Source organism: Streptomyces sp. NPDC031265 (genome assembly GCF_055570295.1).
In genome coordinates this window covers 355967-382817 of sequence record NZ_JBVIHM010000002.1, presented here as the reverse complement: position 1 = coordinate 382817, position 26851 = coordinate 355967, and the positions used below count along the sequence as shown (strand labels likewise).

Below are 26851 nucleotides of genomic sequence, written 5' to 3'. Positions count from 1 at the left end.
GGGGATGAGCTGGTTCAACCGGAACTTCGTCGAGCCGGGCAAGCTTCCGATGCTGCTCGCCCTGGCGTCGTTCGTGCTGACCTTCCTCGTCACCCGTACGATCACCCGGCTCATCCGGGCCGGGCGCGGCCCGTTCCGCAACATCAAGCCGGGCGGGATGCACATCCACCACGTGGTGCCCGGGGTGATCCTCACCGTGCTGGGCGGGTTCGGGGCGGTCGGCAGCGGGCGGCACGGGACCGGCGCCTGTGTCTTCGCGGTCGTCTTCGGGGTCGGCGCGGGCCTGGTCCTCGACGAGTTCGCGCTGATCCTGCACCTGGACGACGTCTACTGGACCGAGCAGGGCCGCAAGAGCGTCGAGGTGGTGGTGCTGACCGCCGCCCTGGTGCTGCTCGCCCTCGGCGGGTTCTCGCCGCTCGGCGTCAACGACATGACAGCGCAGGAACAGCACGACCGGGCGTCGTTCATCCTCACCCTCTCGATCAACTTCTGCTTCGTGCTGATCGCGCTCTTCAAGGGCAAGTTCCGGCTCGCCATCATGGGCACGCTGATCCCGTTCGTGGCGCTCGTCGGCGCGATCCGGCTCGCCCGGCCCGGCTCGCCGTGGGCCCGCCGGGCCTACCGCAAGCGGCCCCGGGCCCGCGCCCGGTCGGCCATGCGGGTCTACCGGCACGACCGGCGCTGGACGCGGCTGCGGCGCCGGGCTCAGGACTTTATCGGCGGTGCCCCGGACAGGCTGCCGGTGCGCCGCCCCTGACCGGCGCGTTCGCGGCGGCGCTTCTGGCGCACCGTGGTGATCCAGCACAGCACGCCCACCGCGACTATCGCCGCGATGTGCTCCTTGCCCGCGAGGTTGTCCTTGATCAGCACCTCGCCGACCATCGACGCGACCACCACCCCGGCCGTCCAGTACGCCCGGTAGCGCCAGCACACGTACACCGCGAGCCCCACCACCGCGGCCGACGGGCCGGTGTCGACCATCTTGGCGTCCGAGGCGGGCAGCCCCAGGGCGCTGTCGGGGCCGAGTGCGATGCCCACGCGCGCGTACATCGTCCCGGCCAGGGTCGCGGCGTACGCGATGAGCAGGGTGTGGTGGCGGCCGATGCAGATCTCCGCGATTCCGAAGACCAGCAGCAGCTGGCCGAGCGCGCCCCAGACCGGCAGGTCAAGGGCCGGGACGAAGAGGGAGAGCGGGGTGCGCAGGAGGGAGATCCACAGCGCGTCCTCGGCCTTGACCGAGCCGATCAGCTGGACCGGGCGGAAGCCCCAGGGCTGGTTCTGGACGAGCTGGAACAACGATGTCAGCGCGACCGCGCCGAGCGTCATGGGGACCGCCCGCCAGCGCTGGGTGGTGAGCGCGTAGCGGACGGCCAGGTGGAGCGGCCCCCACTCCCGCCGGGCGAACCGACGTACTGGTCCGTTGCCCGTCAGGGAGAGGGGGACCTTCACCTCTGGGACTCCAGGTGCCTGCGGTGCAGCCACTTGGGCAGCCCGGGGGCCTCCAGGAAGCCTTCCGCGCGCGCGGCCGCGATACCGATGCGCGGCAGGTCGGCGGACTTCTCGAAGAGCATGAAGCGGGGCTCCCAGATCGGGCGGTACTTGGCGTTGGCCCGGTACAGCGACTCGATCTGCCACCAGCGGGAGAAGAAGCTGAGCAGCGAGCGCCACAGCCTCAGCACGGGACCGGCGCCGAGCTTCGAGCCGCGTTCGAAGACGGAGCGGAACATCGCGAAGTTCAGCGAGACCTGGGTGGTCTGGATCTCCTTGGCGCGCTGGAGGAGCTCGATGACCATGAACTCCATCAGGCCGTTCTCGGAGTCCCGGTCGCGGCGCATCAGGTCGAGGGAGAGGCCGTTCGGCCCCCACGGCACGAAGCTCAGGACGGCCCGCAGGTCGCCGTTGCCGTCCGTGCACTCCAGCATCACGCACTGGCCGTCCGCCGGGTCCCCCAGACGGCCCAGGGCCATCGAGAAACCGCGCTCGGTGGCGCCGTCGCGCCAGTCGTCGGCCTTGCGCAGCAGTTCACTCATCTCTTCGGCAGGAATGTCCGCGTGACGGCGGATCCTCACCTCGTACCCGGCACGCTTCACCCGGTTGTACGCCTGGCGTACGGTCCGCATGGCGCGGCCGTCCAGGGTGAAGTCGGCGGTCTCCACGAGCGCCTCGTCACCGAGCTCCAGGGCGTCCAGGCCGTGCCGGGCGTAGATGGTGCCGGCCTCCTCGCTGGCGCCCATCACCGCCGGGGTCCAGCCGTGCTCGCGCGCCTCTGCCAGCCACGGCTCGATCGCGCCGGGCCACGCCTCGGGGTCGCCGATCGGGTCGCCGGAGGCCAGGGAGACGCCGCCGACCACCCGGTAGGCCACGGCGGCCTTGCCGGTGGGGGACCAGATGACGCTCTTCTCGCGGCGCAGCGCGAAGTAGCCGAGCGAGTCGCGCTCGCCCTGCTTGTCCAGGAGCGCGCGCAGCTTCTCCTCGTCCTCGACGGTGAGCGGGTCGACGGCCTTGCGGTTGCGGAAGGCCGCGTAGATCACGGCGATGAGCAGCAGCGTGGACAGGACGTTGATGGTGACGTCGACCCAGCCCGGGGTGTCGATCCCGGTGATGTCGTGGTCGTCCGGCACCAGCGAGACGAGCCGCATCACGCCGTAACGCCAGCGGCCCAGGAACGTGGAGTGCTGGCTGCCCTCGTACGTGTTGGAGACGGTGACCAGGAGCGTGGCCACCAGCGAGGTGACCAGCAGCCCGACGCCCGCGACGGCGGCCGCGAGCCTGGGGTTGGAGCGGTCGCCCTTCGCGTAGAACTCGCGTCGGCTGAACAGCAGCGCGAGCACGAAGGCGGCGGTCAGGACCAGGGACACCCAATTCTGTGCGTACTGCCGGAAATCGGGGAAGACCATGACGAACGCGTACAGCAGCAGGACCAGGCCGCTGAGCACCATGTTCAGGATCCAGGCGGCCCGCTTGCGGCGGCGCATGGTGACCGCGAGGAAGAGCGTGACCACGCCCGAGGCGAAACCGGCGTCGAGCAGGTACGGCGTGAAGTACTCGTCCGTGTTGTGACGTCGAAGGTCCTGGCCCAGCGAAACCCATACGGCGCTCAGGAAGTTGATGAACGTCACGGCGCGCAGGTACCAGACGGCGAATGCCGCACTGCGTCGCGACCGGACGGTGCTCCGGTTCAATCCTTCGGTGGTCAAGCGGACTTCTCCCATGAAACGCGAGCATATGGGGCATCGGACATCGCGCCTCATGGCGGTCACGGCCGCGGCCGGGGCGGTGCCCGGCCGCGCCGCGGCTCAGTCTTCGGCGCGATCCCCCTCGGCCTCCGCGCGCTCGGGCAGCTCCGCGGCCAGGGCGGCGGCGGCCTGCACGAGAGGGAGAGCGAGCAGGGCCCCGGTTCCTTCACCGACAGTGACGCCGTGATCGAGCAGAGGGTTGAGTGCCATCCGGTCCAGTGCCTTGGACTGGGCCGGTTCACCGCTCAGCTGACCGGCCAGCCACCAGTCCGGAGCCCGGAAGGCGGCCCGCTGGGCAACGAGCGCGCAGGCCGAAGAGACCACCCCGTCGAGGATGACCGGCATTCGGCGCACCGCGCACTGAAGCAGAAAACCGGTGGTCGCGGCAAGGTCGGCGCCGCCGACGGCCGCCAGCAGCTCCAGCTGGTCGCCCAGAACCGGCCGCGCGCGGCGCAGCGCGTCCCGGATCGCCGCGCACTTGCGCATCCACGCCAGGTCGTCGATCGCGGCCCCGCCACGCCCCGTGACCACGGAGGCGTCGGTGCCGCAGAGCGCCGCGATCAGGGTGGCCGCGGCGGTGGTGCCGCCGACGCTGAGGTCGCCGAGCACGGCCAAGTCGGTGCCGGAGTCGGCCTCTTCGTCGGCGATGCGCATCCCGAGGCGTACGGCCGCCTCGGCCTCCTCGACGGTCAGCGCGTCCTCGATGTCGATCCGCCCGCTGCCGCGCCGCACCCGGTGCCGTACGACGTCCTCGGGCAGCAGCTCCGGGTCGCAGTCCAGTCCCGCGTCGACGATCCGTACGGGGGCACCGAGGCGGCGGGCCAGTACGGAGACGGGGCCCGCGCCGTCGAGCACCGACCGCACCAGGGTGTGCGCGGAGCCCGCCGGGCGGGCCGAGACGCCCAGCTCGGCGACGCCGTGGTCGCCGGCGAAGAGGATCACGCGCGGGTGCTCGATGGGTTTGACCGGAACCGTGCCCTGCGCGGCGGACAGCCACTCGCCCAGCTCGTCGAGCCGGCCGAGGGAGCCGGACGGCACGGTCAGCCGCTCCCGGCGTTCCTCGGCGTCACGCCGCACACCGCTGTCGGGGCGTTCGATCAGATCGGAGAAGTCGTCGAGATTCAGCCTGCTCATTCGCTGAACAGTACCGGCACTTGAAGGGTGCCCCACGGGTGGTGCGGCAAGATCGGGCCCGGGTTCAGCAGCGCAGCACCAGAGGCTGCCCGGCGACCACCAGGAGCACGTGTTCGCACTCGCCCGCGACCGCCGCGTTGAGCCTGCCGAGCTCGTCCCGGAACATTCGTCCGGCGCGCGTCGCGGGCACCACTCCGGAGCCCACCTCGTTGCTGACGAACACCACGGTCCTGGGGGTCGCCCGGACCGCCGCGACCAGCTCGGCCACCCGCTCCCGCACCGCCTCCGGCGGCTTCTCCTCCTCCCACCACGCCCCGGTCCGGTCCATCGCGTCGGTCAGCCACAGCGACAGACAGTCCACGAGCAGCGCGGGCCCGGCCGAGGCGAGGAGCGGCACCAGGTCGCAGGTCTCCTCGGTGCGCCAGGCGCCGGGCCGCCGGTCGCGGTGCAGCCCGACCCGCGCCGCCCACTCCGCGTCGCCGTCCCGGGTGCCGCCCGTCGCCACGTACACGACCTCAGGGAAGGCCTCCAGACGGCGCTCGGCCTCCACCGACTTTCCCGAGCGGGCGCCGCCGAGCACCAGCGTGCGGCGCGGCAGGTCCGGCACCGCGTGGTACTCCCCGACGATCAGCGTCGTCCCGTCCGGCACCGCCCGCGCCCCGGCCGCCGCCAGCCGCCGGGCCAGCTCCCGGCCGGGCGGCACGTCGTGGTCGATGTGCGCGGCCACCACATCGGTGGCGGGCCTCACGGCGCCCGCCGCCCGCAGCCGCGCCAGCGCGTCCGGCCGCCCCAGGACGTCGCAGACCACCATGTCGTACGTGGGCGACGCCCCGGCCAGCCCCGACGGCGCGCCCCCCGGCGGCAGATAGAGCAGCCGCTCGCCCTCCGGCGAGGTCACCTCGTACCCCGTGCCCGGCGAGTCCAGCGGCACGGCCCGCACCCGGTGCCCGCTGATCAGCGTCAGGACCCGGCCGTCCGGCACCCGCCCGGCCGAGGGGAGCCCGGGGGGCAGCTCCACCGCGGGCCCGTCGTGCGGATGGGTGAGCAGGACCTGCCGTACGCCCGTGAGCGAGTGCCCGGTCCGGGCGGCGGCCAGCGCCGCCCCGGGGGTCAGATCGAGCAGCAGGGCGCCGTCGACGAGCAGGGCGGTCGCGGCGCGCGCCTGGTCGCCGCGGGCCGAGGCGCACGCGGCGCAGGGGCAGTCGGGGCGCGGCAGCCCTTCGGGGGCTCCGGTGCCGAGGAGAGTCAGTTCCACGAAGACGATCCTCCCGCGTCACCGCACCCGGTGCGCGCCCGGCTACGCTGCGGGCAGCAACGTGACCCGGGAGGCGCACATGGCGTGGACGTGGCGATTCGAGAAGTCCGACGGGACGGAGGTCGAGCCGGCGGTGGCACCGGAGGAGTTCACGACCCAGGGCGACGCGGAGTCCTGGATCGGTGAGGTCTGGAAGGACCTGCTGGAGGGCGGGGCCGACCAGGTGCACCTCTTCGACGACGGCAAGAAGATCTACGGCCCGATGAGCCTGCAGGCCGACGCGTCCTGACGCGCGGACGCACGGTGGCACAAGGCGGCGCCCGCGGACCGAAGGGGTCCGCGGGCGCCGCCGTGCGCCGGGGAGCGCTCCGCCCGGCGTCGTGGACTCAGATCTCGCCGAGGGTGACCTGGGCGGTCTTCACCGAGCCGCCGCGCGTATAGGTAACCTGGACGGTCTGGCCGGGCCTGTCGGCGGCCAGCGCCTCCGACAGCGAGGTGATCGTGCTGATGTCGGTGTCCCCGAGCCGGGTGAGGATGTCCCCGGCCCGCAGCCCCGCCTTGTCGGCCGCCCCGCCCCCCTTCACCTCGACGACCGCGACGCCCACGGGCTGGTAGTGGGAGTCGACGACGGTACGTCCGGTCACGCCCAGGGCCGCCCGGCCGGAGTCGGTGACCTTGCCGCTCCTGATGATCTGGTCCGTGACCGTCTTCACCATCGAGGCCGGGATGGCGAAGCCGATGCCCGCGGCCGCGCTGCCGCCCATGTCCGGGTCGGTCGCCGCCAGCGTCGGGATGCCGATGATCTCGCTGTCCAGGTTGACCAGTGCGCCGCCGCTGTTGCCGGGGTTGATCGCCGCCGACGTCTGCACCATGTTGCCGATGGTGGCGCCGGTGCCGCCGCCCGCGCGGCTCTCGGTGACCGTCCGGCCGGTCGCGGAGACGATGCCCTGGGTGACGCTGCTGGACAGGCCGAGCGGCGACCCCATGGCCAGCACGATCTGGCCCATCGCGACCTTCGTGGAGTCGCCGAACTTGGCCGGCTTCAGCCCGTTCGGCACCGAGTCCAGCTTGATCACCGCGAGGTCCTGCTCGGGATAGGCCGCCACGAGCCGGGCGCCGATCGCGCCGCCGCCGGTGGCGGTGGAGACCTTGAAGGTCTTCTCGCCGCCCACCACATGGGCGTTGGTGACGATGTGCCCCTGCGCGTCGTAGACGATGCCGGAGCCCAGGCTGTTGGCCGCGTCGATCTGGACGACCGACGGCAGTACGTCCTTGATCACCCGCTCGTAGTCGGCCTGCAGTCCGTGGCCGTCCGCCCTGCGGGGCGCCTCGACCTTCTTCGGCGCGGCCGCGTTGGCCTGCGCCGGGGAGGAGTGCGACGCGCCGGAGCCGGAGCAGCCGGCCAGCAGGGCGGCGGTGGCGAAGGCCGCCGTCACGGGGAGCAGCAGCCGGTGAACCCGGCCGCGGGTCACGGATCCATCCATGGTCCGCAGTATCGCCCCGGCCCCGGCGCACGGCCTCCCACGACGGTCCGATCAGGCCGGGCCGGTCAGGTGGGACGGCCAGGTGGGACGGCCAGGTGGGCGGTCAGGCCGGGCGACCCGGTCGGTACGGCCAGGTCGGCCCGCAGGCCCGCCGGGTCACGCCGTCGCCAGGAACTGTGTCGCCGCCAGCTCCCCGTAGAGCGGGTCCCCGGCCACCAGCTCGGCATGGGTGCCCACCGCCCGTACCTTGCCCGCCTCCATCACCACGATCCGGTCCGCCAGCGTCACCGTCGACAGCCGGTGCGCCACCACCAGGACCGTCGTGTCGCGGGCGGCCTCGGCCACCACGTCCCGCAGCGCCAGCTCGTTGACCGCGTCCAGCTGCGAGGTCGCCTCGTCCAGGAGCAGCAGCCGGGGCTTGCGCAGCAGCGCCCGCGCGATCGCCACCCGCTGCCGCTCGCCGCCCGACAGCTTCGAACCCCGGTGCCCGACCACGGTGTCCAGACCGTCCGGCAGCCGCTCCACCAGCGCGTCCAGCTTCGCCCGTACGAGAACGTCGGCGATCTCCGCGTCCGTGGCGTCAGGGGCGCCGAAGACCAGGTTCTCGCGGACGGTCCCGGCCAGCACGGGGGAGTCCTGCTCGACATAGCCGATGGTGGCGCGCAGCTCGGCCAGCGGCCAGTCGCGCACGTCCCGGCCGTCGATCAGGATCCGGCCGCCGGTCGCCTCGTAGAACCGCTCGACCAGGCCGAACACCGTCGTCTTGCCCGCGCCCGAGGGCCCCACGAACGCGGTCATCCCGGCGCCGGGCACCGTGAAGGAGACCCCGTGGTGGACGTACGGAAGGTCGTCGCGGTAGCGGAAGGTCACCTCGTCGAACACCACCGAGGCGGGTCCGGTGCGCGGCGGGGACACGGCGGCGGGCGCCTGCTCCTCGGTCTCCAGGCGCTCGGCCTCCTCGATCCGGGCGATCGCGGCCGAGCCCACCTGGTACTGCGTGGCCGCCTGCACCAGCCTGGAGACCGGGTCGATCAGATAGAACAGGAACAGCAGGAACGCGACGAGCGTCGACACGGAGATCGCGCCCGAGGCGACCCGCGCGCCGCCGATGCCGAGCACCGCGAGGAACGACACCTGCACCGCGAGGCCGACCGAAGTCCCGGCCACCGACTGCCACTTGGCCGAGCGCACCCCGTGCCGCCAGGCCTCCTCGGCCGCCGCGTCCACCACCGCCGTCTCGCGCTCCTCGGCGCCGGAGGCCTTGAGGGTGCGGAAGGCGCCGAACGCCCGCTCCAGGACGGTGGATATCTCGGCCACCGACGCCTGCGCCCGCGCGGTGGCCCGGGAGATCTGCGGCATCACCATCGCCACCGCCGAGCCGATCAGGACGATCACGCCGAGCGTGACGCCGAGGAGGACCGCGTCCATGTACGCCATCATCGCGATCGTCGCGAGGAAGGTGAGCCCGCCGGTGGCGGCCGAGACCACGGACTGGGTGGTGACCGCCCGCAGCAGGGTGGTGTCGGAGGTCACCCGGGACATCAGATCGCCCGGGGGCAGCCGCTCGACCTCGGGCAGCCGCAGCCGCAGCAGCCGCCCGATCAGGGTGCGCCGGGCGGAGAGGACCACGGACTCGGCGGTGCGCTCCAGGACGTACGCCCCGAACGACTCGACCACCGTGCCCACCACCACGAGCGCGGTGAGCAGGACGAGCACCCCCGCGATCGGCTCGTCCCCGCCGAGCCGGTCCACCAGGGCCTTGGCGGCCAGCGGCTGGGCGAGCCCGGTGGCCGCGCCCGCCAGGGTCAGCAGCGCCCCGAGGGCGACGGTGGCGCGGTGCGGCCGGAAGTGGCGATAGAGCGCCCGCCAGGTCTCCCGGGCGGGCAGCTTGGAGCTCGTGTCGTCAGTGGTCACACCGGTAGGACGCGAAAAGCGCCGTTCGTACCTGACTCACCCGGACGGAGGGTCAGCCCCGCACTCCGCACAGGTGCAGCAGCGCCGCGACCTGACGGTAGGGATCGGTGCGGCCCGCCTTGTCCTCGGCGGCGAGCAGCCGGTCGAGCTCCTCGGCGGACGGGAGCTGGACGTCGTTGGGCACGTTGTCCGTGAAGACGCGCACGCCGTACCAGACGTGCAGCGGGGCCGCGATGCCGTCCAGGGTGCGGGTCAGGTTCTCCAGCCGGTCGGCGCGGACGGAGAGCCCCAGCCGGTTGGTGTACGCGTCGGTGTCGAAGGCCGAGAGCGCCGCGGACCAGTCCCCGGCGAGCCCCGGGCGCATCGCGAGCGCGTCCGCGTTGCGTACGAGCAGCGAGAGCAGGCCGCCGGGGGCCAGCATCCGGGCCAGGCCCGCCAGCATGGCATCCGGCTCCTGGACGTACATCAGCACGCCGTGGCAGAGCACCACGTCGAACGAGCCGGGCAGGAAATGCACCCCGGTCTCGTTGCCGTCGCCCTCGATCAGCCGGACCCGCTCGCGGATGCCCTCCGGCTCGGTGGACAGCGACTCGCGCGCCACCCTGAGCATCTCGGGGTCGGACTCCAGGCCGGTCACCGTGTGCCCGGCCCGGGCCAGGCGCAGGGCCTGGGTGCCCTGGCCCGTACCGACGTCGAGGACGCGCAGCCGCTGGCCGACCGGGAAGCGGGCGGCTATCTGCTCGTCGAGCTGACGGGCCACGAGCTCCTGGCGCACGGTGTTGCGCAGTCCGCCCAGGCCCTTCAGCCAGTGGCCGGAGGCGCCGCTGAAGGCGGCGACTCCCGTGCTCAGGGCCGTTCCCCGCGCTTGACCTGCGGCTTCGGCAGACGCAGTCGGCGCATCTGGAGCGTACGCATCAGGCCGTACGCCACCGCGCCCTTGGTGGGCTCATCCTGGAAGCGCTGCTTGAGCTGCCTCTTGAGACGGAACGCCAGACCGATGGAGTCGATCACGATCAGCACGATCACGGCGAGCCACAGCAGCAGCGAGATGTTCTGCAGGCTGCCGATCCGGACCATCGAGAGGACCAGGATGATCACGGCGAGCGGCAGGAAGAACTCGGCGACGCAGAACCGGGAGTCGACGTAGTCGCGCACGAACTTGCGCACGGGACCCTTGTCGCGGGCCGGCAGATAGCGCTGGTCGCCATTGGCGAGCGCCTCGCGCTGCTTGGCCAGCTCGATGCGGCGGACCTCGCGCGAACGCTTGGCGGCCTCCTTGCGGTCGCTCGGCACGGTCGACGCCCGACGACGCTGGGTCTGGGCCTCACTCCTCTTGGGGGTGGGCCGGCCCTTGGGGGCCTCGGGGTCGCGGGGCTGCTTGGAGAGGTCCGCCGTCACCTTGTCGGTGGGGGCCTTCTCTTCCTTGGAACGGCTACGGAACACAAAACCCAAGGGTACGGGGTCGCGCGCATGGACCACAGGCCGGTGGGGAACGATCCGGCAACGCCTTGCGTCATCAGGGGTGTGCGCGGGCTGGATTGCGGGAAGTAGCGGCGCGGTCCCTGACCGTCACCTACTCCCTGCGCCGGAGCGGGCGGGGACGTAGTCGTCCTTGCGGATGACCGCATCGGCGCCCGAACAGTGCGGTAATGGATGCAGGGCCCGTACTGTGGGTTCTGTTGCAGCAGCTGGAGCTGGAGTCCTTCAGAAGGGGGCGCGCGAAGCCCATGAGCGGTGTCATGAAGCGTATGGGGATGATCTTCCGCGCGAAGGCGAACAAGGCCCTTGACCGGGCCGAGGACCCGCGCGAGACCCTTGATTACTCGTACCAGAAGCAGCTGGAGCTGCTCCAGAAGGTGCGCCGCGGTGTCGCCGACGTGGCGACTTCCCGCAAGCGGCTCGAACTGCAGCTGAACCAGCTCCAGAGCCAGTCCACCAAGCTGGAGGACCAGGGCCGCAAGGCGCTGGCGCTCGGCCGCGAGGACCTGGCGCGCGAGGCGCTGACCCGCCGCGCGTCCCTCACCCAGCAGGTCACCGACCTGGAGACGCAGCACCAGACCCTGCAGGGCGAGGAGGAGAAGCTCACCCTTGCGGCCCAGCGGCTCCAGGCCAAGGTCGACGCCTTCCGCACCAAGAAGGAAACGATCAAGGCGACCTACACGGCGGCCCAGGCGCAGACCCGGATCGCCGAGTCCTTCTCGGGCATCTCCGAGGAGATGAGCGACGTCGGCATGGCCATCCAGCGGGCCGAGGACAAGACCGCGCAGCTCCAGGCGCGGGCCGGTGCGATCGACGAGCTGCTGGCCTCCGGCGCCCTCGACGACCAGTCCGGCCTCCAGAAGGACGACCTCCAGGCCGAGCTCGACCGCATCTCCGGTGGTACGGATGTAGAGCTGGAACTGCAGCGGATGAAGGCCGAGCTCACCGGCGGCACGTCGGGCAAGCAAGCCATCGAGGGCGGCGCCGCCGGCCCGCAGGACCGTCCGCAGCAGCAGACCCCCCGCTTCGACAAGCAGTAGGGCCAAGGAGGAGTCGCCATGATCGTACGGATCATGGGGGAGGGCCAGGTGAAGCTGGCGGACAGCCACTTCGCCGAACTCAACAAGCTGGACGACGAGCTGCTGGAGGAGCTGGAGGCGGGCGACGAAGAGGGCTTCCGCCGCACGCTGGGCGCCCTTCTCGACGCGGTCCGCCATCTGGGCGAGCCCCTCCCGGACGACGCCCTGGAGCCGTCGGAGCTCATCCTCCCGGCCGAGGACGCGACCCTGGACGAGGTCAAGGAGATGCTCAGCGACGACGGGCTGATCCCGGGCTGAGCGCTCCGCCGGGAGTGCGGTGGTCCGGCCGCAGGTCGTCGTGGGCTGGTCGCTCCCCCGAGTTCCCGGCTCCGCTCGAACAGGGGGACCCCCCATCGCGGCGGAGCCGCACATGTCACAGCACGGCGCTCCTTACGGGGCGCCGTGCGGCAGCGGGCTTCGACAAGGCTGCTCAGCGCGGGACCGCGAGAGCGGCTCCGTACGCCCGGCGCGCCCCGTACCGTAAGGAGGCGTGACGTTCGCCCGTATTCACGGATGGCTCCGCGCCCACCCCCTCGCCGGGGACGCCGCCCTCGCCGGGGTCGTCCTCATCTGCATGATCGTCGGCTCCTTCGCCGACCCCCACGGCTCCAACGGCCCCGTCTTCGGGACCAGGACGCCCAGCGTGACCGCCCTCGTCCTCGCCGTGCTCGGCGCCGTCTCCCTGGTGCTGCGCCGCCGCAACCCGCTCGCGGTCCTCGGCCTGACCGGCGCGGTCACCGTCGCCGACCTGCTCGCGGGCAACTCGCCCGCCCCGATCGCGATCAGCCCGGTCGTCGCGCTGTACACGGTCGCCGCGCACACCGACCGCGCCACCACCTACCGCGTCGGCATCACCACCATGGCCGTCCTCACCGCGACCGCGATGTGCTTCGGGGACGCGCCCTGGTACGCGCAGGAGAACGTCGCCGTGCTCGCCTGGACCGGCCTCGCCGCGACCGCCGGCGACGCCGTCCGCAGCCGGCGGGCCATCGTGGAGTCCATCCGCGAGCGCGCCGAGCGGGCCGAGCGCACCCGTGAGGAAGAGGCCCGCCGCCGGGTCGCCGAGGAGCGTCTGCGCATCGCCCGCGATCTGCACGACGTCGTCGCCCACCACATCGCGCTGGTCAACGTCCAGGCCGGGGTCGCCGCGCACGTCATGGACAAGCGCCCCGACCAGGCCAAGGAGGCCCTCGCGCACGTACGCGAGGCCAGCCGCTCGGCGCTGAACGAACTCCGGGCCACCGTCGGCCTGTTGCGCCAGTCCGGCGACCCGGAGGCCCCCACCGAGCCGGCCCCGGGCCTCGCGCTTCTGGACGACCTGCTGGCCGGCTTCCGCCGTGCCGGGCTCCCGGTCGAGCTCGCCCCCCTCGACGCAGCCGTCCGCGCCGGGCTCCCGGCGGCCGTGGACCTCGCCGCGTACCGGGTGATCCAGGAGGCGCTCACCAACGTACGCAAACACGCGGGCCCGGACGCGAAGGCCGAGGTCAGCGTGGTGCGGGTGGGTCCGAACACGGAGATCACGGTCATCGACAACGGCACCGGGAACGGCGACGGCGCCGCCGGGGGCGACGGCGGGGGCCACGGTCTGCTCGGGATGCGCGAGCGCGTGAGCGCGCTCGGCGGCACCTGCACGGCGGGACCCCGCTACGGCGGAGGCTTCCGGGTGCAGGCGATACTGCCGGTCAAGACGGCCGACACGGCCCGTACGGCACGGACCCGCAAGGAGGCCGAGGCCGTCCGGGCGGCCGAGGGACCGGGGGAAGGCTGCGCATGACGATCAGGGTGGTACTCGCGGACGACCAGGCGCTGCTGCGCTCCGCGTTCCGCGTCCTCGTCGACTCCGAGCCGGGCATGCACGTGGTGGGCGAGGCGTCGGACGGGGCCGAGGCGGTCGCCGTGGCCCGCGCGACGAGGGCCGACGTCGTCCTGATGGACATCCGGATGCCCGGCACGGACGGGCTCGCCGCGACCCGCATGATCAGCGAGGACCCCGAACTCACGGACGTCCACGTGGTGATGCTCACCACCTTCGAGGTCGACGAGTACGTGGTGCAGTCCCTGCGCGCGGGCGCCTCCGGCTTCCTGGGCAAGGGTGCCGAGCCGGACGAGCTCCTGAACGCCATCCGGATCGCGGCGGCCGGCGAGGCCCTGCTCTCGCCCGTCGCGACCAAGGGCCTCATCGCCAGTTTCCTCGCCCAGGGCGGCAGCTGGGACGGCTCCGGCGACCCGCCCGGCGCCCACGCCGAACGCCTGGCGGCCCTGACCGGCCGCGAACGCGAAGTCCTCGTCCAGGTCGCCGGCGGCCTCTCCAACGACGAGATCGCCGAACGCCTGGTGGTCAGCCCCCTCACGGTGAAGACCCACGTCAACCGGGCGATGGCCAAACTGGGCGCCCGGGACCGGGCCCAACTGGTCGTGATCGCGTACGAGTCGGGGCTGGTGCGGCCGAGGGTGGAGTAGCGCCGTATGCGGAAGGGCCGCTCCTTTCCGGGAGCGGCCCTTCCGCATACGCGCGTACGTGCTGCCTACGGCAGCGCCAGCATCCGCTCCAGCGCCAGCTTCGCGAAGCTCTCCGTCTCCGCGTCCACCTGGATCTGGTTGACGAGCTTGCCGTCCGCGAGGGACTCAAGGGTCCACACCAGGTGCGGCAGGTCGATCCGGTTCATCGTCGAGCAGAAGCAGACCGTCTTGTCGAGGAAGACGATCTCCTTGTCCTCCGCGGCGAATCGATTCGCCAGTCGGCGGACCAGGTTCAGCTCCGTGCCGATGGCCCACTTCGACCCGCGCGGCGCCGCCTCCAGCGCCTTGATGATGTACTCCGTAGAGCCCACGTAGTCCGCCGCGGCCACGACCTCGTGCCGGCACTCGGGGTGCACCAGCACGTTCACGCCCGGGATCCGCTCCCGTACGTCGTTGACCGAGTCCAGCGAGAACCGGCCGTGCACCGAGCAGTGGCCCCGCCACAGGATCATCTTGGCGTTGCGCAGCTCCTCGGCGGTGAGTCCGCCGTTCGGCTTGTGCGGGTTGTAGAGCACGCAGTCCTCCAGCGACATCCCCATGTCGCGGACGGCGGTGTTGCGGCCCAGGTGCTGGTCCGGCAGGAAGAGCACCTTCTCGCCCTGCTCGAACGCCCACTCCAGCGCCTTCTTGGCGTTGGACGAGGTGCAGATCGTGCCGCCGTGCTTGCCCGTGAAGGCCTTGATGTCGGCGGAGGAGTTCATGTACGAGACGGGCACGACCTGCTCGGCGATCCCCGCCTCGGTCAGCACGTCCCAGCACTCGGCGACCTGCTCGGCGGTGGCCATGTCGGCCATCGAGCAGCCGGCGGCCAGGTCGGGCAGCACGACCTTCTGGTCGTCCGAGGTCAGGATGTCCGCGGACTCGGCCATGAAGTGCACACCGCAGAAGACGATGTACTCGGCCTCCGGCTTCGCGGCGGCGTCCCGGGCCAGCTTGAAGGAGTCACCGGTGACGTCCGCGAACTGGATGACCTCGTCGCGCTGGTAGTGGTGGCCGAGCACGAAGACCTTGTCCCCGAGCTTCTCCTTGGCCGCGCGGGCCCGCGCCACCAGGTCCGGGTCGGACGGGGACGGCAGGTCGCCGGGGCACTCCACGCCGCGCTCGCTCTTCGGGTCGGCCTCGCGGCCGAGCAGCAGCAGGGCGAGCGGCGTCGGCTGGACGTCCAGGGGCTGGGCGGTGGTCACGTCACGCACCCTTTCTCTTTCGCAGACGAGTTTTCGTCTAAATGACGCTATCTATCATAACTGCTTCACGTCAGTTTGACGATGGCCATTGCGTCGATGTGACACATCCCCTTCGCTCGCGCCTGACCCGCGAGGCCCGCGGTTGCCCACAGGTCTTTTCCGGCCCGCGCCGGGGTGTGCGAGCATGAAGGTGAGCCAAGGCACGGCCTAGGCCCACGCACGACCCGGAATGAATCCGGGGCGCCGCCGGTTTTCACCGTCGGCAAGCAGTCTCCGTACAACCCGGGAGAGAAGCAGATGTCCGTATCGGACGAGACCACCACTGTGAGCGACGGCATCCTCCTGTCCGACGCCGCCGCGGCCAAGGTCAAGGCCCTCCTTGACCAGGAAGGCCGGGAAGACCTGGCGCTGCGCGTCGCCGTCCAGCCCGGCGGCTGCTCCGGCCTGCGCTACCAGCTCTTCTTCGACGAGCGCTCGCTCGACGGCGACGTCGTCAAGGACTTCGACGGCGTGAAGGTCGTCACCGACCGCATGAGCGCTCCGTACCTGGGCGGCGCCTCGATCGACTTCGTGGACACCATCGAGAAGCAGGGCTTCACGATCGACAACCCGAACGCGACGGGCTCCTGCGCCTGCGGCGACTCGTTCAGCTGAATCGCGCGTCGGCCGATACGGGCCGGCTCGCGCCACGACGAAGGCGGGCACCCTCTCCGGGGTGCCCGCCTTCGTCGTGCGCAAGTGCCGTACGGCCCGCGGCTCAGGCCTTGGGAAGCGCCTTCCCGGTGTTGCCGTCCACCACCTGGCGCTCGCCCAGCGTCTGGTGCAGCGTCACCGAGACCGTCTCCTTCTTGGCGATCATGGCGCAGATCTTCTTGGGGTCGTGGTGCGCGACGCCCACCGTGACCCGGATCTCCGTGCCGCTCTCGTCCGCCGTCGCCGCGTAGCTGTCGCAGATCCCGCCCCAGAAGGTCACGGTCAGCGTCCGGCCGTCCTGGCCGATCGCGTACGAGACCAGTGCCTGGTGGCCGACCGGTGACGACCCGGACGGCGTCGGCAGGGGAGTGCCGGGACCGGACGGCGCCACGGGCGGCTTCGCCAGGTACTGCGGGGCCAGCGCCGGGGCGGTGATGGTGACCGGCTGCGCGGCGCCGGTCGGCTTCGCCTCGAAGAGCCACGACGGTACGAGCACCTGCTGCCCGTCCACGTACTGTGCGGAGAGCCCGAACACCGCCTTGTCCACGGTCACCGTCGAGGGCGTGCCCTGCTTGCACGGCTGCTGGATGTTGCCCTGCGGGTCACTGGGCAGCTTGCGCTGCGGGTCGCTCGGCAGCCTGCCCTTGGTGGGCTCGCTCTGCGGCTGGTCCTCCAGCGGCACCGGGCCCGTGCAGTCCTTGCCCGCCGGGCGCCCGCCGCCCGATCCGTTCAGCTGCTTCAGCGTCTCCTCGGCGTTCAGCACCGGGTACGTGGCGCCCTTCTCCGGCGCCTTCACCTGGCCGCTGCCGCCGACCACTTGGCCGTCGGGGCCGACCTGGACGCCGGTCGTCCAGCCGTATGTGGGCAGACCGCCGATCGCCGGGTCCGCGTTCACCACCCGTACCGCGCCCATCAGTTGGGATGCGTTCAGCTTGGCGTCGTCCTGGCCCAGCGCCTTCAGTACGGGGGCGGCCGCGGTCTTCGCGGCCTGCTCGCTCACCGGCGAGCCGCCTCCCGTGGGGTCGTGCTCGCCGGGCGCGATGCCCGGAACCGGGCTCGTGGAGGTGTCCGCTCCGGTGGTGTGCATCGGACACTTGCTGCCCTTGGGGCAGTTGTCCGTGCCGCCGGTGCCGTACTTGGCGAACGTCCAGCTGCCCGGGGCCTTCTGATTGACCGTCAGTACAGGCCCGCCGCCGTCCTTGGTGATCCCGGCCTTCCAGACCGTCCCCTCCAGGCGCGGGGGACCGTCGATCCCCAGGGCCTTCGCCAGCTTCGCCACCTCGGCCTCGCCGACCGTGCCGCCCGGGCGGTACACCGACGCCTTCGCCGGGCCGTCGGGAAGCTTCCCCCCGGCGCGGTAGACCACACCGTTCGGGTCCGGTTCGCCGGGGGCGATGCCCTCCCTGCCGCTGTCCAGGCCGAGCGGCGGCGGAGTGGAGTCCGCGCCCGCCCCTGCCTTCGCGTCGGCGGTGCCTCCGGCGGCGGGCGAGCCGCCCGAGGCGGTGGACGCCCAGTAGGCCCCGCCGCCACCCGCGACCAGCACCGCGGCCGCGACCGAGGCGAGGACGAAGGGAGATCGTCGCGTCCGCCGCTGTTGCGACTCGTCCTGCGTGTGCTCGCTGCTCACCGCATCGCTCCTGTCCAGTCGTATCCCGCATCCCCTTTACGGGGGACACGCCTTGGACGGAGCGGGGGAGCGCACGGTTCCCTCCGCGCGCTGCCCCGTCGCTCGGGTCCGCTCAGTCGCCGTACTCGGACATGGTGGCGATCAGCCGGACCGAGTCGGGTGGCACGGACACCCCGTGGATGCGGGACGGTGGGACGGGCGCCGGCCCGGCCTCCGCCGGCACCACCCAGTGGGGTGCCATCCGCGCGCAGTCGCCGCGCAGCTCCGCAAGGCCCGGTTCGGACGCCATGACGTTCCCGGTCTGCTCCATGGTTTCCATATTCCGCACCGTACGCATCAGGAACCATGCGAATAAAGGACTACTATCGGGTAATTTCAGCCCTTCAGGTGAACCCCCGCGACCCGGTAGCGTTAACTGTCAACAGTCCTCCACGCAGGAGTGTCCTAGCCGTGCGTATCGCAGTCACCGGCTCTATCGCCACCGACCACCTCATGACCTTCCCCGGCCGATTCGCCGACCAGCTGGTCGCCGATCAGCTGCACACGGTCTCCCTCTCCTTCCTCGTCGACAACCTCGACGTGCGCCGGGGCGGTGTCGGCGCGAACATCTGCTTCGGAATGGGGCAGCTCGGCACCCGGCCGGTCCTCGTCGGGGCCGCCGGCTCCGACTTCGACGAGTACCGGGCCTGGCTGGACCGGCACGGGGTGGACACGGACTCGGTCCGCATCTCCGAGGTCCTGCACACCGCCCGCTTCGTGTGCACCACGGACGCCGACCACAACCAGATCGGCTCCTTCTACACGGGCGCGATGAGCGAGGCCCGCCAGATCGAGCTCCACTCGGTGGCCGAGCGTGTGGGCGGCCTCGACCTGGTCCTGATCGGCGCCGACGACCCCGAGGCGATGCTCCGGCACACCGAGGAGTGCAAGACGCGCGGGATCCCGTTCGCGGCGGACTTCTCGCAGCAGATCGCCCGGATGTCCGGCGACGACATCCGTACGTTGCTGGAGGGCGCGAAGTACCTCTTCTCCAACGAGTACGAGAAGGGGCTCATCGAGTCCAAGACCGGCTGGAGCGACGCGGAGATCCTGGGGAAGGTCGACTACCGGGTCACCACCCTCGGCTCGCGCGGCGTGCGCATCGAGCGGGTCGGCGAGGACCCGATCGAGGTCGGCTGCGCCGAGGAGGAGGCCAAGGTCGACCCGACCGGCGTCGGCGACGCGTTCCGCGCGGGCTTCCTGTCGGGCCTGTCGTGGGGCGTCGGCCACGAGCGCGCCGCGCAGGTCGGCTGCATGCTGGCGACGCTGGTGATCGAGACGCTCGGCACCCAGGAGTACCAGCTGCGCCGCGCCCACTTCATGGACCGCTTCACGAAGGCGTACGGGGACGAGGCGGCGGCCGAGGTCCGGGAGCACCTGGCCTAGGGCGTGTGTCGAAAGTCCCGTCTGCCCGGCGGCGTCTGGCACGCACGCTCGCCGCGTTGTCGGGATCACCCCGATACAACCAGTATCGGGGCGACCCTCCGCCTTGCGATCGCACGCACCAGACGCCGCCGGGCCCGCCCTTCGGGCGGACGACGCTACTTTCGAAACACGCCCTAGCCACACCCGCCCTTACCGGTGTGGGGGTACTCCGTACCTCCACACCGGCCTCACCCCACCCGTCGCACCACGTACGCGGACCCCCGCTCCCGCCGCGTTTCCCCCACGTACTCCTGCCCCCGCATCTCGCACCACGCCGGGATGTCGAGCCGGGCCGCCTCGTCGTCGGCGAGGACCGTGACCGTGGCGCCGACCGGGACGTCGGTGATCACCTTCGCCAGTTCGATCACCGGGATGGGGCAGCGCTTGCCGAGGGCGTCGATGGTCAGGTCGCCGGAGGGGGTGGAGGGGGCGGGGGACGACACCGGGGCGCCCAGCTTCTCGCGGACCGACGACACCACCCCGGGCAGCACCGCGAGGAAGCGGTCGACGTCGGAGGAGGCCGTGCCCGGGGGCAGCGAGACCCGTACGTTGCCCTCGCTCAGGACACCCATCGCCCGCAGTACATGGCTCGGGGTGAGCGTGCTGCTCGTACAGGATGAACCGGACGAAACAGAAAAACCCTCGCGGTCCAGCTCGTGCAACAGGGTCTCCCCGTCGACATAGAGACACGAGAAGGTGACCAGGTGCGGCAGCCGCCGCACCGGGTCCCCGACCACCTCCACGTCCGGCACCAGCTCCGCCACCCGGGTGCGCACCCGGTCGACCAGGGCCCGCAGCCGCTCCGCCTCGGCCGCCGCCTCCGCCCGTACCGCCCGCAGCGACGCGGCCGCCGCCACGATCGCCGGGATGTTCTCGAAGCCGGGCGCCCGGCCCGACTCCCGCTCGTCGGCGGGGCCTTGCGGGGCGAACCGGACACCCTTGCGGACCGCGAGCAGCCCCACCCCCGCGGGGCCGCCCCACTTGTGCGCGCTCGCGGCGAGCAGCGACCAGCCGTCCTCGACCGGGCCCCACGCCAGCGACTGGGCCGCGTCCACAAGCAGCGGCACCCCGGCCGCCCGGCACGCCTCGGCCACCTCGGCGACCGGCTGGACCGTGCCCACCTCGTGGTTGGCGGACTGGAGGCAGGCCAGCGCCGTGTCGGGGCGCAGCGCGGCGGCGTACGCGGCGGGGGAGACCGCCCCGGTCCGGTCGACCGGGACCTCCGTCACCGCGCCGCCGTCCGCCTCCAGGGCCGCGCCCGCGTGCAGCACCGAGGAGTGCTCCACCGCCGACACCACCAGATGGCGGCCGACACGCCGACGCCCGGAGAGGGAACCGTAAATTCCGGAGTGCACCGCACGCGTCCCCGAAGAGGTGAACACGAGCTCGTCCGGCCGACAGCCGGCCGCCTCGGCCGCGGCCTCCCGGGCCGCGTCCAGCAGCAGCCGGGCCCGCCTGCCCTCGCGGTAGAGCCGGGCCGGGTCGGCCCAGCCCTCGTCGAGCGAGGCCTGGAGGGCCTGGCGGGCCACGGGGTGCAGGGGGGCGGAGGAGGCGGCGTCGAAGTAGGGCACGCGGTCACGCTAGCGCTGCTTGGGGGGTCTGCCGAAGGTGCGGTCCGTCCGCTGCGGGTCGTCGGGGGCTGGTCGCTCCCCCAAGTCCTCGGCGTTCTCGGCTTCGCTCGAACAGGGGGACCCGCATCGCGGCGGAGCCGCATGGGTCACGGCCCCGCGCCCCTTCAGAGGTCCCCCCGGTACCGCGCCACTCTCCGTACACCCGTACGGGAAGACCCGTCAGATGCCGCCCGGAGGCCCGGATTCCACCCCTTCGGGGGCCCCGGCGGCGCGTTGGGCACCCTCCCCGCGCGACCCCAGATAGCGTCCAGTAGGGTTTGGTCCGCATAAACATCCAAACCCCTGCCCGCGGCCAGGGCGGCGACCGACCAGCGAGACGGACGGCCGTAGCCGGCCGGCGCGGGCGAGACTCTCGGGAAGGCGCTACGTGAGTCCCAACGGCTCCGACCGCTCGTCGCGGCGCCCGATGCGGCGGAAGCTGCTGCAGGTGCTGACCGCGGGCCTGGTCCTGGCTACCGCCTCCGGTTGCTCGTACAACTGGAAAGACTTCCCTCGCCTCGGTATGCCCACCCCGGTGACGGAAGAGGCTCCGCGGATCCTCTCCCTCTGGCAGGGTTCGTGGGCGGCAGCGCTCGCCACGGGCGTGCTGGTCTGGGGCCTGATCCTGTGGAGTGTCATCTTCCACAGGCGCAGCCGCACCAAGGTCGAGGTACCTCCGCAGACCCGGTACAACATGCCCATCGAGGCGCTGTACACGGTCGTCCCCCTCATCATCGTCTCGGTGCTCTTCTACTTCACCGCGCGTGATGAGTCGAAGCTCCTCGAGCTCTCCCCGAAGCCGGCTCACACCGTCAACGTGGTCGGCTACCAGTGGAGCTGGGGCTTCAACTACGTCGAGGACGTGGACGGCAACCCGGCCACGGGCGACGCCGCGAAGTCCAAGGAGCTGTCCGCCATTCCGGACCGCTTCACCAAGGACTTCCCGGCCGGCGCCGACGGCGTCTACGACGTCGGCATCCCCGGCATGCGGAACCCGCAGACCGGAAACCCCGGGCCCACGCTGTGGCTGCCCAAGGGCGAGAAGGTCCGCTTCGTGCTGACGTCCCGTGACGTCATCCACTCCTTCTGGGTGGTCCCCTTCCTGATGAAGCAGGACGTCATCCCGGGGCACACCAACTCCTTCGAGGTGACCCCGACCCAGGAGGGCACCTTCCTCGGCAAGTGCGCCGAGCTGTGCGGTGTCGACCACTCCCGGATGCTCTTCAACGTGAAGGTCGTCTCCCCGGAGCGCTACCAGCAGCACCTCAAGGAGCTGGCGGCGAAGGGCCAGACCGGCTACGTGCCGGCAGGCATCGCTCAGACCGACCCCGCCAAGAACGCGGAGACGAACAAACTGTGAGCATCCTCAACGAATCTCAGGGTGCCGCGGCAGCAGACGACTCGTACGAGAACGAGCTGCCGGTCCGGCGCAAGCAGCCGGGAAACATCGTCGTGAAGTGGTTGACCACCACTGACCACAAGACGATCGGCACGATGTATCTGGTCACGTCGTTCGTGTTCTTCTGCATCGGCGGGGTGATGGCGCTGCTCATGCGCGCCGAGCTCGCCCGTCCCGGCACGCAGATCATGTCGAACGAGCAGTTCAACCAGGCGTTCACGATGCACGGCACGATCATGCTGCTGATGTTCGCGACGCCGCTGTTCGCCGGATTCGCGAACTGGATCATGCCGCTGCAGATCGGCGCGCCCGACGTGGCGTTCCCGCGGCTGAACATGTTCGCCTACTGGCTCTACCTGTTCGGCTCGCTCATCGCGGTCGGTGGATTCCTCACCCCGCAGGGCGCGGCCGACTTCGGCTGGTTCGCCTACTCCCCGCTGTCGGACGCGGTCCGCTCGCCGGGCGTCGGCGCCGACATGTGGATCATGGGTCTGGCCTTCTCCGGCTTCGGCACGATCCTCGGCTCGGTCAACTTCATCACCACGATCATCTGCATGCGCGCTCCGGGCATGACGATGTTCCGTATGCCGATCTTCGTGTGGAACGTCCTGCTGACCGGTGTGCTGGTCCTGCTGGCCTTCCCGGTCCTGGCCGCCGCGCTGTTCGCCCTGGAGGCGGACCGCAAGTTCGGTGCCCATGTCTTCGACGCGTCCAACGGCGGCGCGCTGCTATGGCAACACCTCTTCTGGTTCTTCGGCCATCCAGAGGTGTACATCATCGCTTTGCCATTCTTCGGAATCATTTCCGAAGTCATCCCAGTGTTCTCCAGAAAGCCGATGTTCGGCTACATGGGCCTGGTCGGCGCGACGATCGCCATCGCCGGTCTGTCCGTGACCGTGTGGGCGCACCACATGTACGTCACCGGCGGCGTGCTCCTGCCGTTCTTCTCGTTCATGACGTTCCTCATCGCGGTACCGACCGGTGTGAAGTTCTTCAACTGGATCGGCACGATGTGGAAGGGCTCGCTGTCCTTCGAGACACCGATGCTCTGGGCCGTCGGCTTCCTGATCACCTTCACCTTCGGTGGTCTGACCGGCGTCATCCTGGCCTCGCCGCCGATGGACTTCCACGTCTCCGACTCGTACTTCGTCGTCGCGCACTTCCACTACGTCATCTTCGGCACCGTGGTCTTCGCGATGTTCTCCGGATTCCACTTCTGGTGGCCGAAGTTCACGGGCAAGATGCTGGACGAGCGCCTGGGCAAGATCACGTTCTGGACGCTGTTCGTGGGCTTCCACGGCACGTTCCTGGTGCAGCACTGGCTCGGTGCCGAGGGCATGCCGCGTCGTTACGCGGACTACCTCGCGGCCGACGGCTTCACCGCGCTGAACACGATCTCGACCATCAGCTCCTTCCTGCTCGGTCTGTCGATCCTGCCGTTCATGTACAACGTCTGGAAGACCGCCAAGTACGGCAAGAAGGTCGAGGTCGACGACCCGTGGGGCTACGGCCGTTCGCTCGAATGGGCGACGTCGTGCCCGCCGCCGCGGCACAACTTCCTCACCCTGCCGCGTATTCGCTCCGAATCGCCGGCGTTCGATCTGCACCACCCTGAGATCGCGGCTCTCGACCAGCTCGAGAACCACGGTCACGGTGGCAAGGCCCTCGCCGGCGGCAAGGAGGCGGGCAAGTGAAGATCCAGGGCAAGATGTTCCTCTGGCTCTCCGTCTTCATCCTGATCATGGCCGTCGTGTACGGCGTGTGGTCGAAGGAGCCGGCCGGTGCGACCGCTCTCGTGATGGCCTTCGGCCTGAGCGTGATGATCGGCTTCTACCTGGCCTTCACGGCCCGGCGGGTCGACGCGGGCGCGCAGGACGACAAGGAGGCCGATGTCGCGGACGACGCCGGTGAGCTGGGATTCTTCTCCCCGCACAGCTGGCAGCCGCTCTCGCTGGCGATCGGTGGCGCGCTCGCGTTCCTGGCCATCGCGATGGGCTGGTGGCTGCTGTACTTCTCGGCGCCGCTGATCCTGATCGGCATCTACGGCTGGGTGTTCGAGTACTACCGCGGCGAGAACCAGAACCAGTAGGTCCTCGCAGGCACGTGTGAAAGGGCCCCGCAGCTCATCCGAGCCGCGGGGCCCTTTCGCGTACGCGGAACCCGCGTAGGGCGCTTTGGGCCGTCCGAGGGCGTGTCGCTCGTTTGCAGTCATATCGCGCGCTGAATATGACTGTTTTTCATAACATGTGCTCATGAGTCACGCACCGCGTACCCGTACCGTCCTGAGCTGCACCCTGCTGGTCATTGCCCTCGGGGTGGGCGCCGGCGCGTGCGGACACTCCGACAGCAACCCGCTCTCGGCCAAGCCGTACGACGCGGCCGGCCAGATCGCGTACAACGGCCCGGCGGGCAGTGCGAAGGCGGATCCGGAGAAGCCCCTGGAGATCACCGCCAGGGGCGGCCGCGGGCGCATCACGGACGTGATGGCCACGGACGCCGCGGGGCGGTATCTGGCGGGCGAGCTCGACGGCGACGGGAACCGCTGGCACTCCACGGCCCCGCTGGTCGCGGGCACCCACTACACGGTGGTGGTCTCCACGGAGGACTCCGACGGCGCTCCGGGGCGCCGTACGCTGACGTTCGACACCTCCGTACCCAAAGAGGTCGTGAAGGTCGAATTCGGCCCGGACGCGGGCAAGTACGGCGTCGGACAGCCCATCACGGCGGAGCTCGGCAAGCCGGTCAAGGACAAGGCGGCCCGGGCGATCGTGGAGCGGGCGCTGAAGGTGGAGTCCACGCCGTCGGTGGAGGGTGCCTGGTACTGGGTCGACGACAAGACGCTGCACTACCGGCCCAAGGAGTACTGGCCCACCCACGCGACCATCAGGGCCACTTCGCGGCTGGAGGGCGTGAAGATCGCCGACAAGCTGTACGGCGGCCCCGCGCAGCCCCTGAAGATCACCACCGGTGACCGCATCGAGGCCATCACGGACGCGTCCTCGCACTACATGACGGTCAAACGCAACGGAGAAGTGATCAATACCATTCCGGTGACCACCGGAAAGCCGGGCTTTTCCACCCGAAACGGCGTCAAGGTGGTGCTGGGCAAGCAGTACTTCGTACGGATGCGCGGGGAGACGGTCGGCATCTCGTCCGGCAGCGCCGACGCGTACGACCTGCCGGTCTACTACGCGACCCGGGTCACCTGGAGCGGCGAGTACGTGCACGCCGCGCCCTGGTCGGTGGGCTCGCAGGGCTCCGAGAACGTCAGCCACGGCTGTACGGGCATGTCCACCGGGAACGCCGCGTGGTTCTACGAGACCGTCACCGAGGGCGACATCGTCAAGGTCGTCAACAGCATCGGCGAGGACATGACGCCGTTCGACAACGGGTTCGGCGACTGGAACGTGGGCTGGGACAAGTGGCACAAGGGCAGCGTGCTGCAGGCCGACCTGAAGGCCGGGCAGAGCAAGCTGAGCTCCGCCCGGCTACGGCCGCAGGTCTAGGGCCTGCCCGGTGGGGGTTGGGGCGGGGGGATCAGGCCCGGGTGGCCACGGCGCCGTCCGGGCGCCGCGAACGGATCAGGGCGGCCAGTGCGGCCGCGAACTCGACCGGCTCGACCGGGAGGGTCACCGTGGCGTCCGCACGGCTCCAGGTGGCCAGCCAGGCGTCCTGAGGGCGCCCGATGAGCAGCAGCACCGGCGGGCACTGGAAGATCTCGTCCTTGATCTGCCGGCAGATGCCCATGCCGCCGGCCGGGACGGCCTCCCCGTCCAGGACGCACACGTCGATGCCGCCTCGGTCCAGCTCCTTGAGGACGGCGTGCGGGGTCGCGCACTCCAGGAAGGTCACCGGGGGAACGTCGGAGGCGGGCCTGCGTCCGGCGGCGAGCCGCACCTGCTCACGGGTGTTCGCGTCGTCGCTGTAGACAAGTACGGTGGCGCTCGACTGCATTGTTCCTCCGATTCGACGGCGGTACGGGCTCGGGAGCCGATGCGCGGATGCTACTCCGTCCGACACCGCGTCAACACCGGTTCGGCGGGCGCCGGGATGGGCTGTTCGGGCAGGACACAGGGTCCGGACACACCGAACGGCACCCCCCGGAGTGAGCGCGAGATAAGCGACCGACATAATGTCGGTCGTGGCGACAGCAACGACAGTAGAAACCGGGCACGCGCACCCGTCGGTCAATCGGCCGAACCTCACCAGCGTCGGAACCATCATCTGGCTGAGTTCCGAGCTGATGTTCTTCGCGGCCCTCTTCGCGATGTACTTCACCCTGCGATCGGTGACGGGCGCCGAGCACTGGAAGGAAATGGCGTCCTCGCTGAACCTTCCGTTCTCGGCGACGAACACCACGATCCTGGTGCTCTCCTCCCTCACCTGCCAGCTCGGCGTCTTCGCCGCCGAGCGGGGCGACGTGAAGAAGCTGCGCACCTGGTTCACGATCACGTTCGTGATGGGTGCGATCTTCATCGGAGGCCAGGTCTTCGAGTACACCGAGCTGGTGAAGAAGGACGGCCTCTCGCTGTCCTCCGATCCGTACGGCTCGGTGTTCTACCTGACGACCGGCTTCCACGGCATGCATGTGACGGGCGGTCTGATCGCCTTCCTGCTGGTTCTCGGCAGGACCTACGCGGCCAAGAGGTTCACCCACGAGCAGGCAACCGCCGCCATCGTCGTGTCCTACTACTGGCACTTCGTCGATGTCGTCTGGATCGGCCTCTTCGCCACGATCTACTTGATCAAGTAATCGGGTCCGCAGACCCGACA

The 26851-nt window shown here is 70.8% G+C and carries 26 protein-coding genes; 13 read left to right on the top strand and 13 right to left on the bottom strand.

The annotated features are described in order from the left end of the window. Positions 1 to 4: 4 nt before the first annotated feature. Entirely contained in the window at positions 5 to 757 is a 753-nt protein-coding gene (locus ACZ499_RS05900) for a hypothetical protein (protein WP_468405479.1), read from the top strand. Here ACZ499_RS05900 and ACZ499_RS05895 read toward each other — a convergent pair. The 4 genes from ACZ499_RS05895 to ACZ499_RS05880 all read right to left on the bottom strand — a co-directional run bounded on the left by ACZ499_RS05895 (position 706) and on the right by ACZ499_RS05880 (position 5625). After that, the gene (locus tag ACZ499_RS05895) at positions 706 to 1449 is read right to left on the bottom strand and encodes a hypothetical protein (RefSeq protein ID WP_468672646.1); all 744 of its coding nucleotides are present in this window, start codon (positions 1447 to 1449) and stop codon (positions 706 to 708) included. The genes ACZ499_RS05900 and ACZ499_RS05895 overlap by 52 nt on opposite strands. Further along, the gene (locus ACZ499_RS05890) at positions 1446 to 3212 is read right to left on the bottom strand and encodes a phosphatidylglycerol lysyltransferase domain-containing protein (protein ID WP_468405476.1); all 1767 of its coding nucleotides are present in this window, start codon (positions 3210 to 3212) and stop codon (positions 1446 to 1448) included. The genes ACZ499_RS05895 and ACZ499_RS05890 overlap by 4 nt, the downstream gene beginning before the upstream one ends. A gap of 84 nt (positions 3213 to 3296) precedes the next feature. Then, entirely contained in the window at positions 3297 to 4370 is a 1074-nt protein-coding gene (gene cobT / locus ACZ499_RS05885) for a nicotinate-nucleotide--dimethylbenzimidazole phosphoribosyltransferase (protein WP_468672642.1), read from the bottom strand. Between the two features lie 64 nt (positions 4371 to 4434). Next, a complete protein-coding gene (locus tag ACZ499_RS05880; RefSeq protein WP_468672640.1) occupies positions 4435 to 5625 on the bottom strand; it encodes a bifunctional adenosylcobinamide kinase/adenosylcobinamide-phosphate guanylyltransferase in 1191 nt (396 codons plus the stop codon). A gap of 79 nt (positions 5626 to 5704) precedes the next feature. On the opposite strand from ACZ499_RS05880, the gene ACZ499_RS05875 reads away from it, so the two are divergent. Beyond that, on the top strand, positions 5705 to 5914 hold the full coding sequence (locus tag ACZ499_RS05875; RefSeq protein WP_283146018.1) for a hypothetical protein: 210 nt from the start codon (positions 5705 to 5707) through the stop codon (positions 5912 to 5914). Positions 5915 to 6011: 97 nt separating this feature from the next. Here the strand turns inward: ACZ499_RS05875 and ACZ499_RS05870 are convergent, their stop codons facing one another. The 4 genes from ACZ499_RS05870 to ACZ499_RS05855 all read right to left on the bottom strand — a co-directional run bounded on the left by ACZ499_RS05870 (position 6012) and on the right by ACZ499_RS05855 (position 10466). Further along, positions 6012 to 7109 (bottom strand): S1C family serine protease, encoded by a 1098-nt coding sequence (locus ACZ499_RS05870; protein WP_468672638.1) that lies wholly within the window; start codon positions 7107 to 7109, stop codon positions 6012 to 6014. A gap of 156 nt (positions 7110 to 7265) precedes the next feature. After that, positions 7266 to 9023 (bottom strand): ABC transporter ATP-binding protein, encoded by a 1758-nt coding sequence (locus tag ACZ499_RS05865; protein WP_468672636.1) that lies wholly within the window; start codon positions 9021 to 9023, stop codon positions 7266 to 7268. A gap of 52 nt (positions 9024 to 9075) precedes the next feature. Continuing rightward, a complete protein-coding gene (locus ACZ499_RS05860; RefSeq protein WP_468405466.1) occupies positions 9076 to 9783 on the bottom strand; it encodes a class I SAM-dependent methyltransferase in 708 nt (235 codons plus the stop codon). An 86-nt stretch (positions 9784 to 9869) separates the two neighbouring features. Beyond that, entirely contained in the window at positions 9870 to 10466 is a 597-nt protein-coding gene (locus ACZ499_RS05855) for a DUF3043 domain-containing protein (RefSeq protein WP_468672633.1), read from the bottom strand. Between the two features lie 206 nt (positions 10467 to 10672). Here ACZ499_RS05855 and ACZ499_RS05850 point away from each other — a divergent pair, with 206 nt between their 5' ends. From ACZ499_RS05850 to ACZ499_RS05835, 4 genes are all read left to right on the top strand, one after another. Next, positions 10673 to 11542, top strand: coding sequence for a PspA/IM30 family protein (locus ACZ499_RS05850; protein WP_468672631.1), 870 nt, complete (start codon positions 10673 to 10675; stop codon positions 11540 to 11542). A gap of 18 nt (positions 11543 to 11560) precedes the next feature. Beyond that, complete coding sequence (pspAA, locus tag ACZ499_RS05845; protein WP_468672629.1) at positions 11561 to 11839, top strand: PspA-associated protein PspAA; 279 nt, start codon at positions 11561 to 11563, stop codon at positions 11837 to 11839. Between the two features lie 232 nt (positions 11840 to 12071). Further along, positions 12072 to 13355, top strand: coding sequence for a sensor histidine kinase (locus ACZ499_RS05840; RefSeq protein ID WP_468672627.1), 1284 nt, complete (start codon positions 12072 to 12074; stop codon positions 13353 to 13355). Then, entirely contained in the window at positions 13352 to 14041 is a 690-nt protein-coding gene (locus ACZ499_RS05835) for a response regulator (protein WP_371652307.1), read from the top strand. Before ACZ499_RS05840 ends, ACZ499_RS05835 begins: the two co-directional genes overlap by 4 nt. Before the next feature lie 65 nt (positions 14042 to 14106). On the opposite strand, the gene nadA is transcribed toward ACZ499_RS05835, so the two are convergent. Then, entirely contained in the window at positions 14107 to 15294 is a 1188-nt protein-coding gene (gene nadA / locus ACZ499_RS05830; protein ID WP_468405454.1) for a quinolinate synthase NadA, read from the bottom strand. Positions 15295 to 15582: 288 nt separating this feature from the next. Here nadA and ACZ499_RS05825 point away from each other — a divergent pair, with 288 nt between their 5' ends. Then, positions 15583 to 15939 (top strand): HesB/IscA family protein, encoded by a 357-nt coding sequence (locus ACZ499_RS05825; RefSeq protein WP_159692765.1) that lies wholly within the window; start codon positions 15583 to 15585, stop codon positions 15937 to 15939. A 103-nt stretch (positions 15940 to 16042) separates the two neighbouring features. Here the strand turns inward: ACZ499_RS05825 and ACZ499_RS05820 are convergent, their stop codons facing one another. Next, positions 16043 to 17605, bottom strand: a complete 1563-nt coding sequence (locus tag ACZ499_RS05820; protein ID WP_468672622.1) for a hypothetical protein — start codon at positions 17603 to 17605, stop codon at positions 16043 to 16045. 112 nt (positions 17606 to 17717) lie between these two features. Further along, a complete protein-coding gene (locus tag ACZ499_RS05815) occupies positions 17718 to 17915 on the bottom strand; it encodes a hypothetical protein (protein ID WP_468672862.1) in 198 nt (65 codons plus the stop codon). Positions 17916 to 18055: 140 nt separating this feature from the next. Here ACZ499_RS05815 and ACZ499_RS05810 point away from each other — a divergent pair, with 140 nt between their 5' ends. Then, positions 18056 to 19030 (top strand): carbohydrate kinase family protein, encoded by a 975-nt coding sequence (locus ACZ499_RS05810; protein ID WP_468405449.1) that lies wholly within the window; start codon positions 18056 to 18058, stop codon positions 19028 to 19030. Between the two features lie 227 nt (positions 19031 to 19257). On the opposite strand, the gene ACZ499_RS05805 is transcribed toward ACZ499_RS05810, so the two are convergent. Next, complete coding sequence (locus tag ACZ499_RS05805; RefSeq protein ID WP_468672619.1) at positions 19258 to 20640, bottom strand: aminotransferase class V-fold PLP-dependent enzyme; 1383 nt, start codon at positions 20638 to 20640, stop codon at positions 19258 to 19260. A 427-nt stretch (positions 20641 to 21067) separates the two neighbouring features. Between ACZ499_RS05805 and ctaC the strand changes: the two genes are divergently transcribed. The 4 genes from ctaC to ACZ499_RS05785 all read left to right on the top strand — a co-directional run bounded on the left by ctaC (position 21068) and on the right by ACZ499_RS05785 (position 25584). Beyond that, positions 21068 to 22039 carry an aa3-type cytochrome oxidase subunit II gene (gene ctaC / locus ACZ499_RS05800; protein ID WP_468405445.1) on the top strand — a complete coding sequence of 324 codons (972 nt, stop codon included), beginning with the start codon at positions 21068 to 21070 and terminating at the stop codon, positions 22037 to 22039. Continuing rightward, a complete protein-coding gene (gene ctaD / locus ACZ499_RS05795) occupies positions 22036 to 23772 on the top strand; it encodes an aa3-type cytochrome oxidase subunit I (RefSeq protein WP_468405443.1) in 1737 nt (578 codons plus the stop codon). The genes ctaC and ctaD overlap by 4 nt, the downstream gene beginning before the upstream one ends. Further along, complete coding sequence (locus tag ACZ499_RS05790; RefSeq protein WP_358833664.1) at positions 23769 to 24167, top strand: cytochrome c oxidase subunit 4; 399 nt, start codon at positions 23769 to 23771, stop codon at positions 24165 to 24167. The genes ctaD and ACZ499_RS05790 overlap by 4 nt, the downstream gene beginning before the upstream one ends. 163 nt (positions 24168 to 24330) lie before the next feature. Then, the gene (locus ACZ499_RS05785; RefSeq protein ID WP_468672617.1) at positions 24331 to 25584 is read left to right on the top strand and encodes a L,D-transpeptidase; all 1254 of its coding nucleotides are present in this window, start codon (positions 24331 to 24333) and stop codon (positions 25582 to 25584) included. A 31-nt stretch (positions 25585 to 25615) separates the two neighbouring features. On the opposite strand, the gene ACZ499_RS05780 is transcribed toward ACZ499_RS05785, so the two are convergent. Continuing rightward, positions 25616 to 26032, bottom strand: a complete 417-nt coding sequence (locus tag ACZ499_RS05780) for a hypothetical protein (RefSeq protein WP_468672614.1) — start codon at positions 26030 to 26032, stop codon at positions 25616 to 25618. A 178-nt stretch (positions 26033 to 26210) separates the two neighbouring features. On the opposite strand from ACZ499_RS05780, the gene ctaE reads away from it, so the two are divergent. Further along, positions 26211 to 26831 (top strand): aa3-type cytochrome oxidase subunit III, encoded by a 621-nt coding sequence (gene ctaE / locus ACZ499_RS05775; protein WP_188274058.1) that lies wholly within the window; start codon positions 26211 to 26213, stop codon positions 26829 to 26831. Positions 26832 to 26851 lie beyond the last annotated feature (20 nt).

Bases quoted from the DNA above. Each gene is read 5' to 3' on its own strand.
- ACZ499_RS05900 (WP_468405479.1), top strand. From the start codon at position 5: ATGAGCTGGTTCAACCGGAACTTCGTCGAGCCGGGCAAGCTTCCGATG.
- ACZ499_RS05890 (WP_468405476.1), bottom strand. From the start codon at position 3,212: ATGGGAGAAGTCCGCTTGACCACCGAAGGATTGAACCGGAGCACCGTC.
- cobT (WP_468672642.1), bottom strand. From the start codon at position 4,370: ATGAGCAGGCTGAATCTCGACGACTTCTCCGATCTGATCGAACGCCCC.
- ACZ499_RS05875 (WP_283146018.1), top strand. From the start codon at position 5,705: ATGGCGTGGACGTGGCGATTCGAGAAGTCCGACGGGACGGAGGTCGAG.
- ACZ499_RS05870 (WP_468672638.1), bottom strand. From the start codon at position 7,109: ATGGATGGATCCGTGACCCGCGGCCGGGTTCACCGGCTGCTGCTCCCC.
- ACZ499_RS05850 (WP_468672631.1), top strand. From the start codon at position 10,673: ATGGATGCAGGGCCCGTACTGTGGGTTCTGTTGCAGCAGCTGGAGCTG.
- pspAA (WP_468672629.1), top strand. From the start codon at position 11,561: ATGATCGTACGGATCATGGGGGAGGGCCAGGTGAAGCTGGCGGACAGC.
- ACZ499_RS05835 (WP_371652307.1), top strand. From the start codon at position 13,352: ATGACGATCAGGGTGGTACTCGCGGACGACCAGGCGCTGCTGCGCTCC.
- ACZ499_RS05825 (WP_159692765.1), top strand. From the start codon at position 15,583: ATGTCCGTATCGGACGAGACCACCACTGTGAGCGACGGCATCCTCCTG.
- ACZ499_RS05815 (WP_468672862.1), bottom strand. From the start codon at position 17,915: ATGGAGCAGACCGGGAACGTCATGGCGTCCGAACCGGGCCTTGCGGAG.
- ACZ499_RS05785 (WP_468672617.1), top strand. From the start codon at position 24,331: ATGAGTCACGCACCGCGTACCCGTACCGTCCTGAGCTGCACCCTGCTG.
- ACZ499_RS05780 (WP_468672614.1), bottom strand. From the start codon at position 26,032: ATGCAGTCGAGCGCCACCGTACTTGTCTACAGCGACGACGCGAACACC.
- ctaE (WP_188274058.1), top strand. From the start codon at position 26,211: ATGTCGGTCGTGGCGACAGCAACGACAGTAGAAACCGGGCACGCGCAC.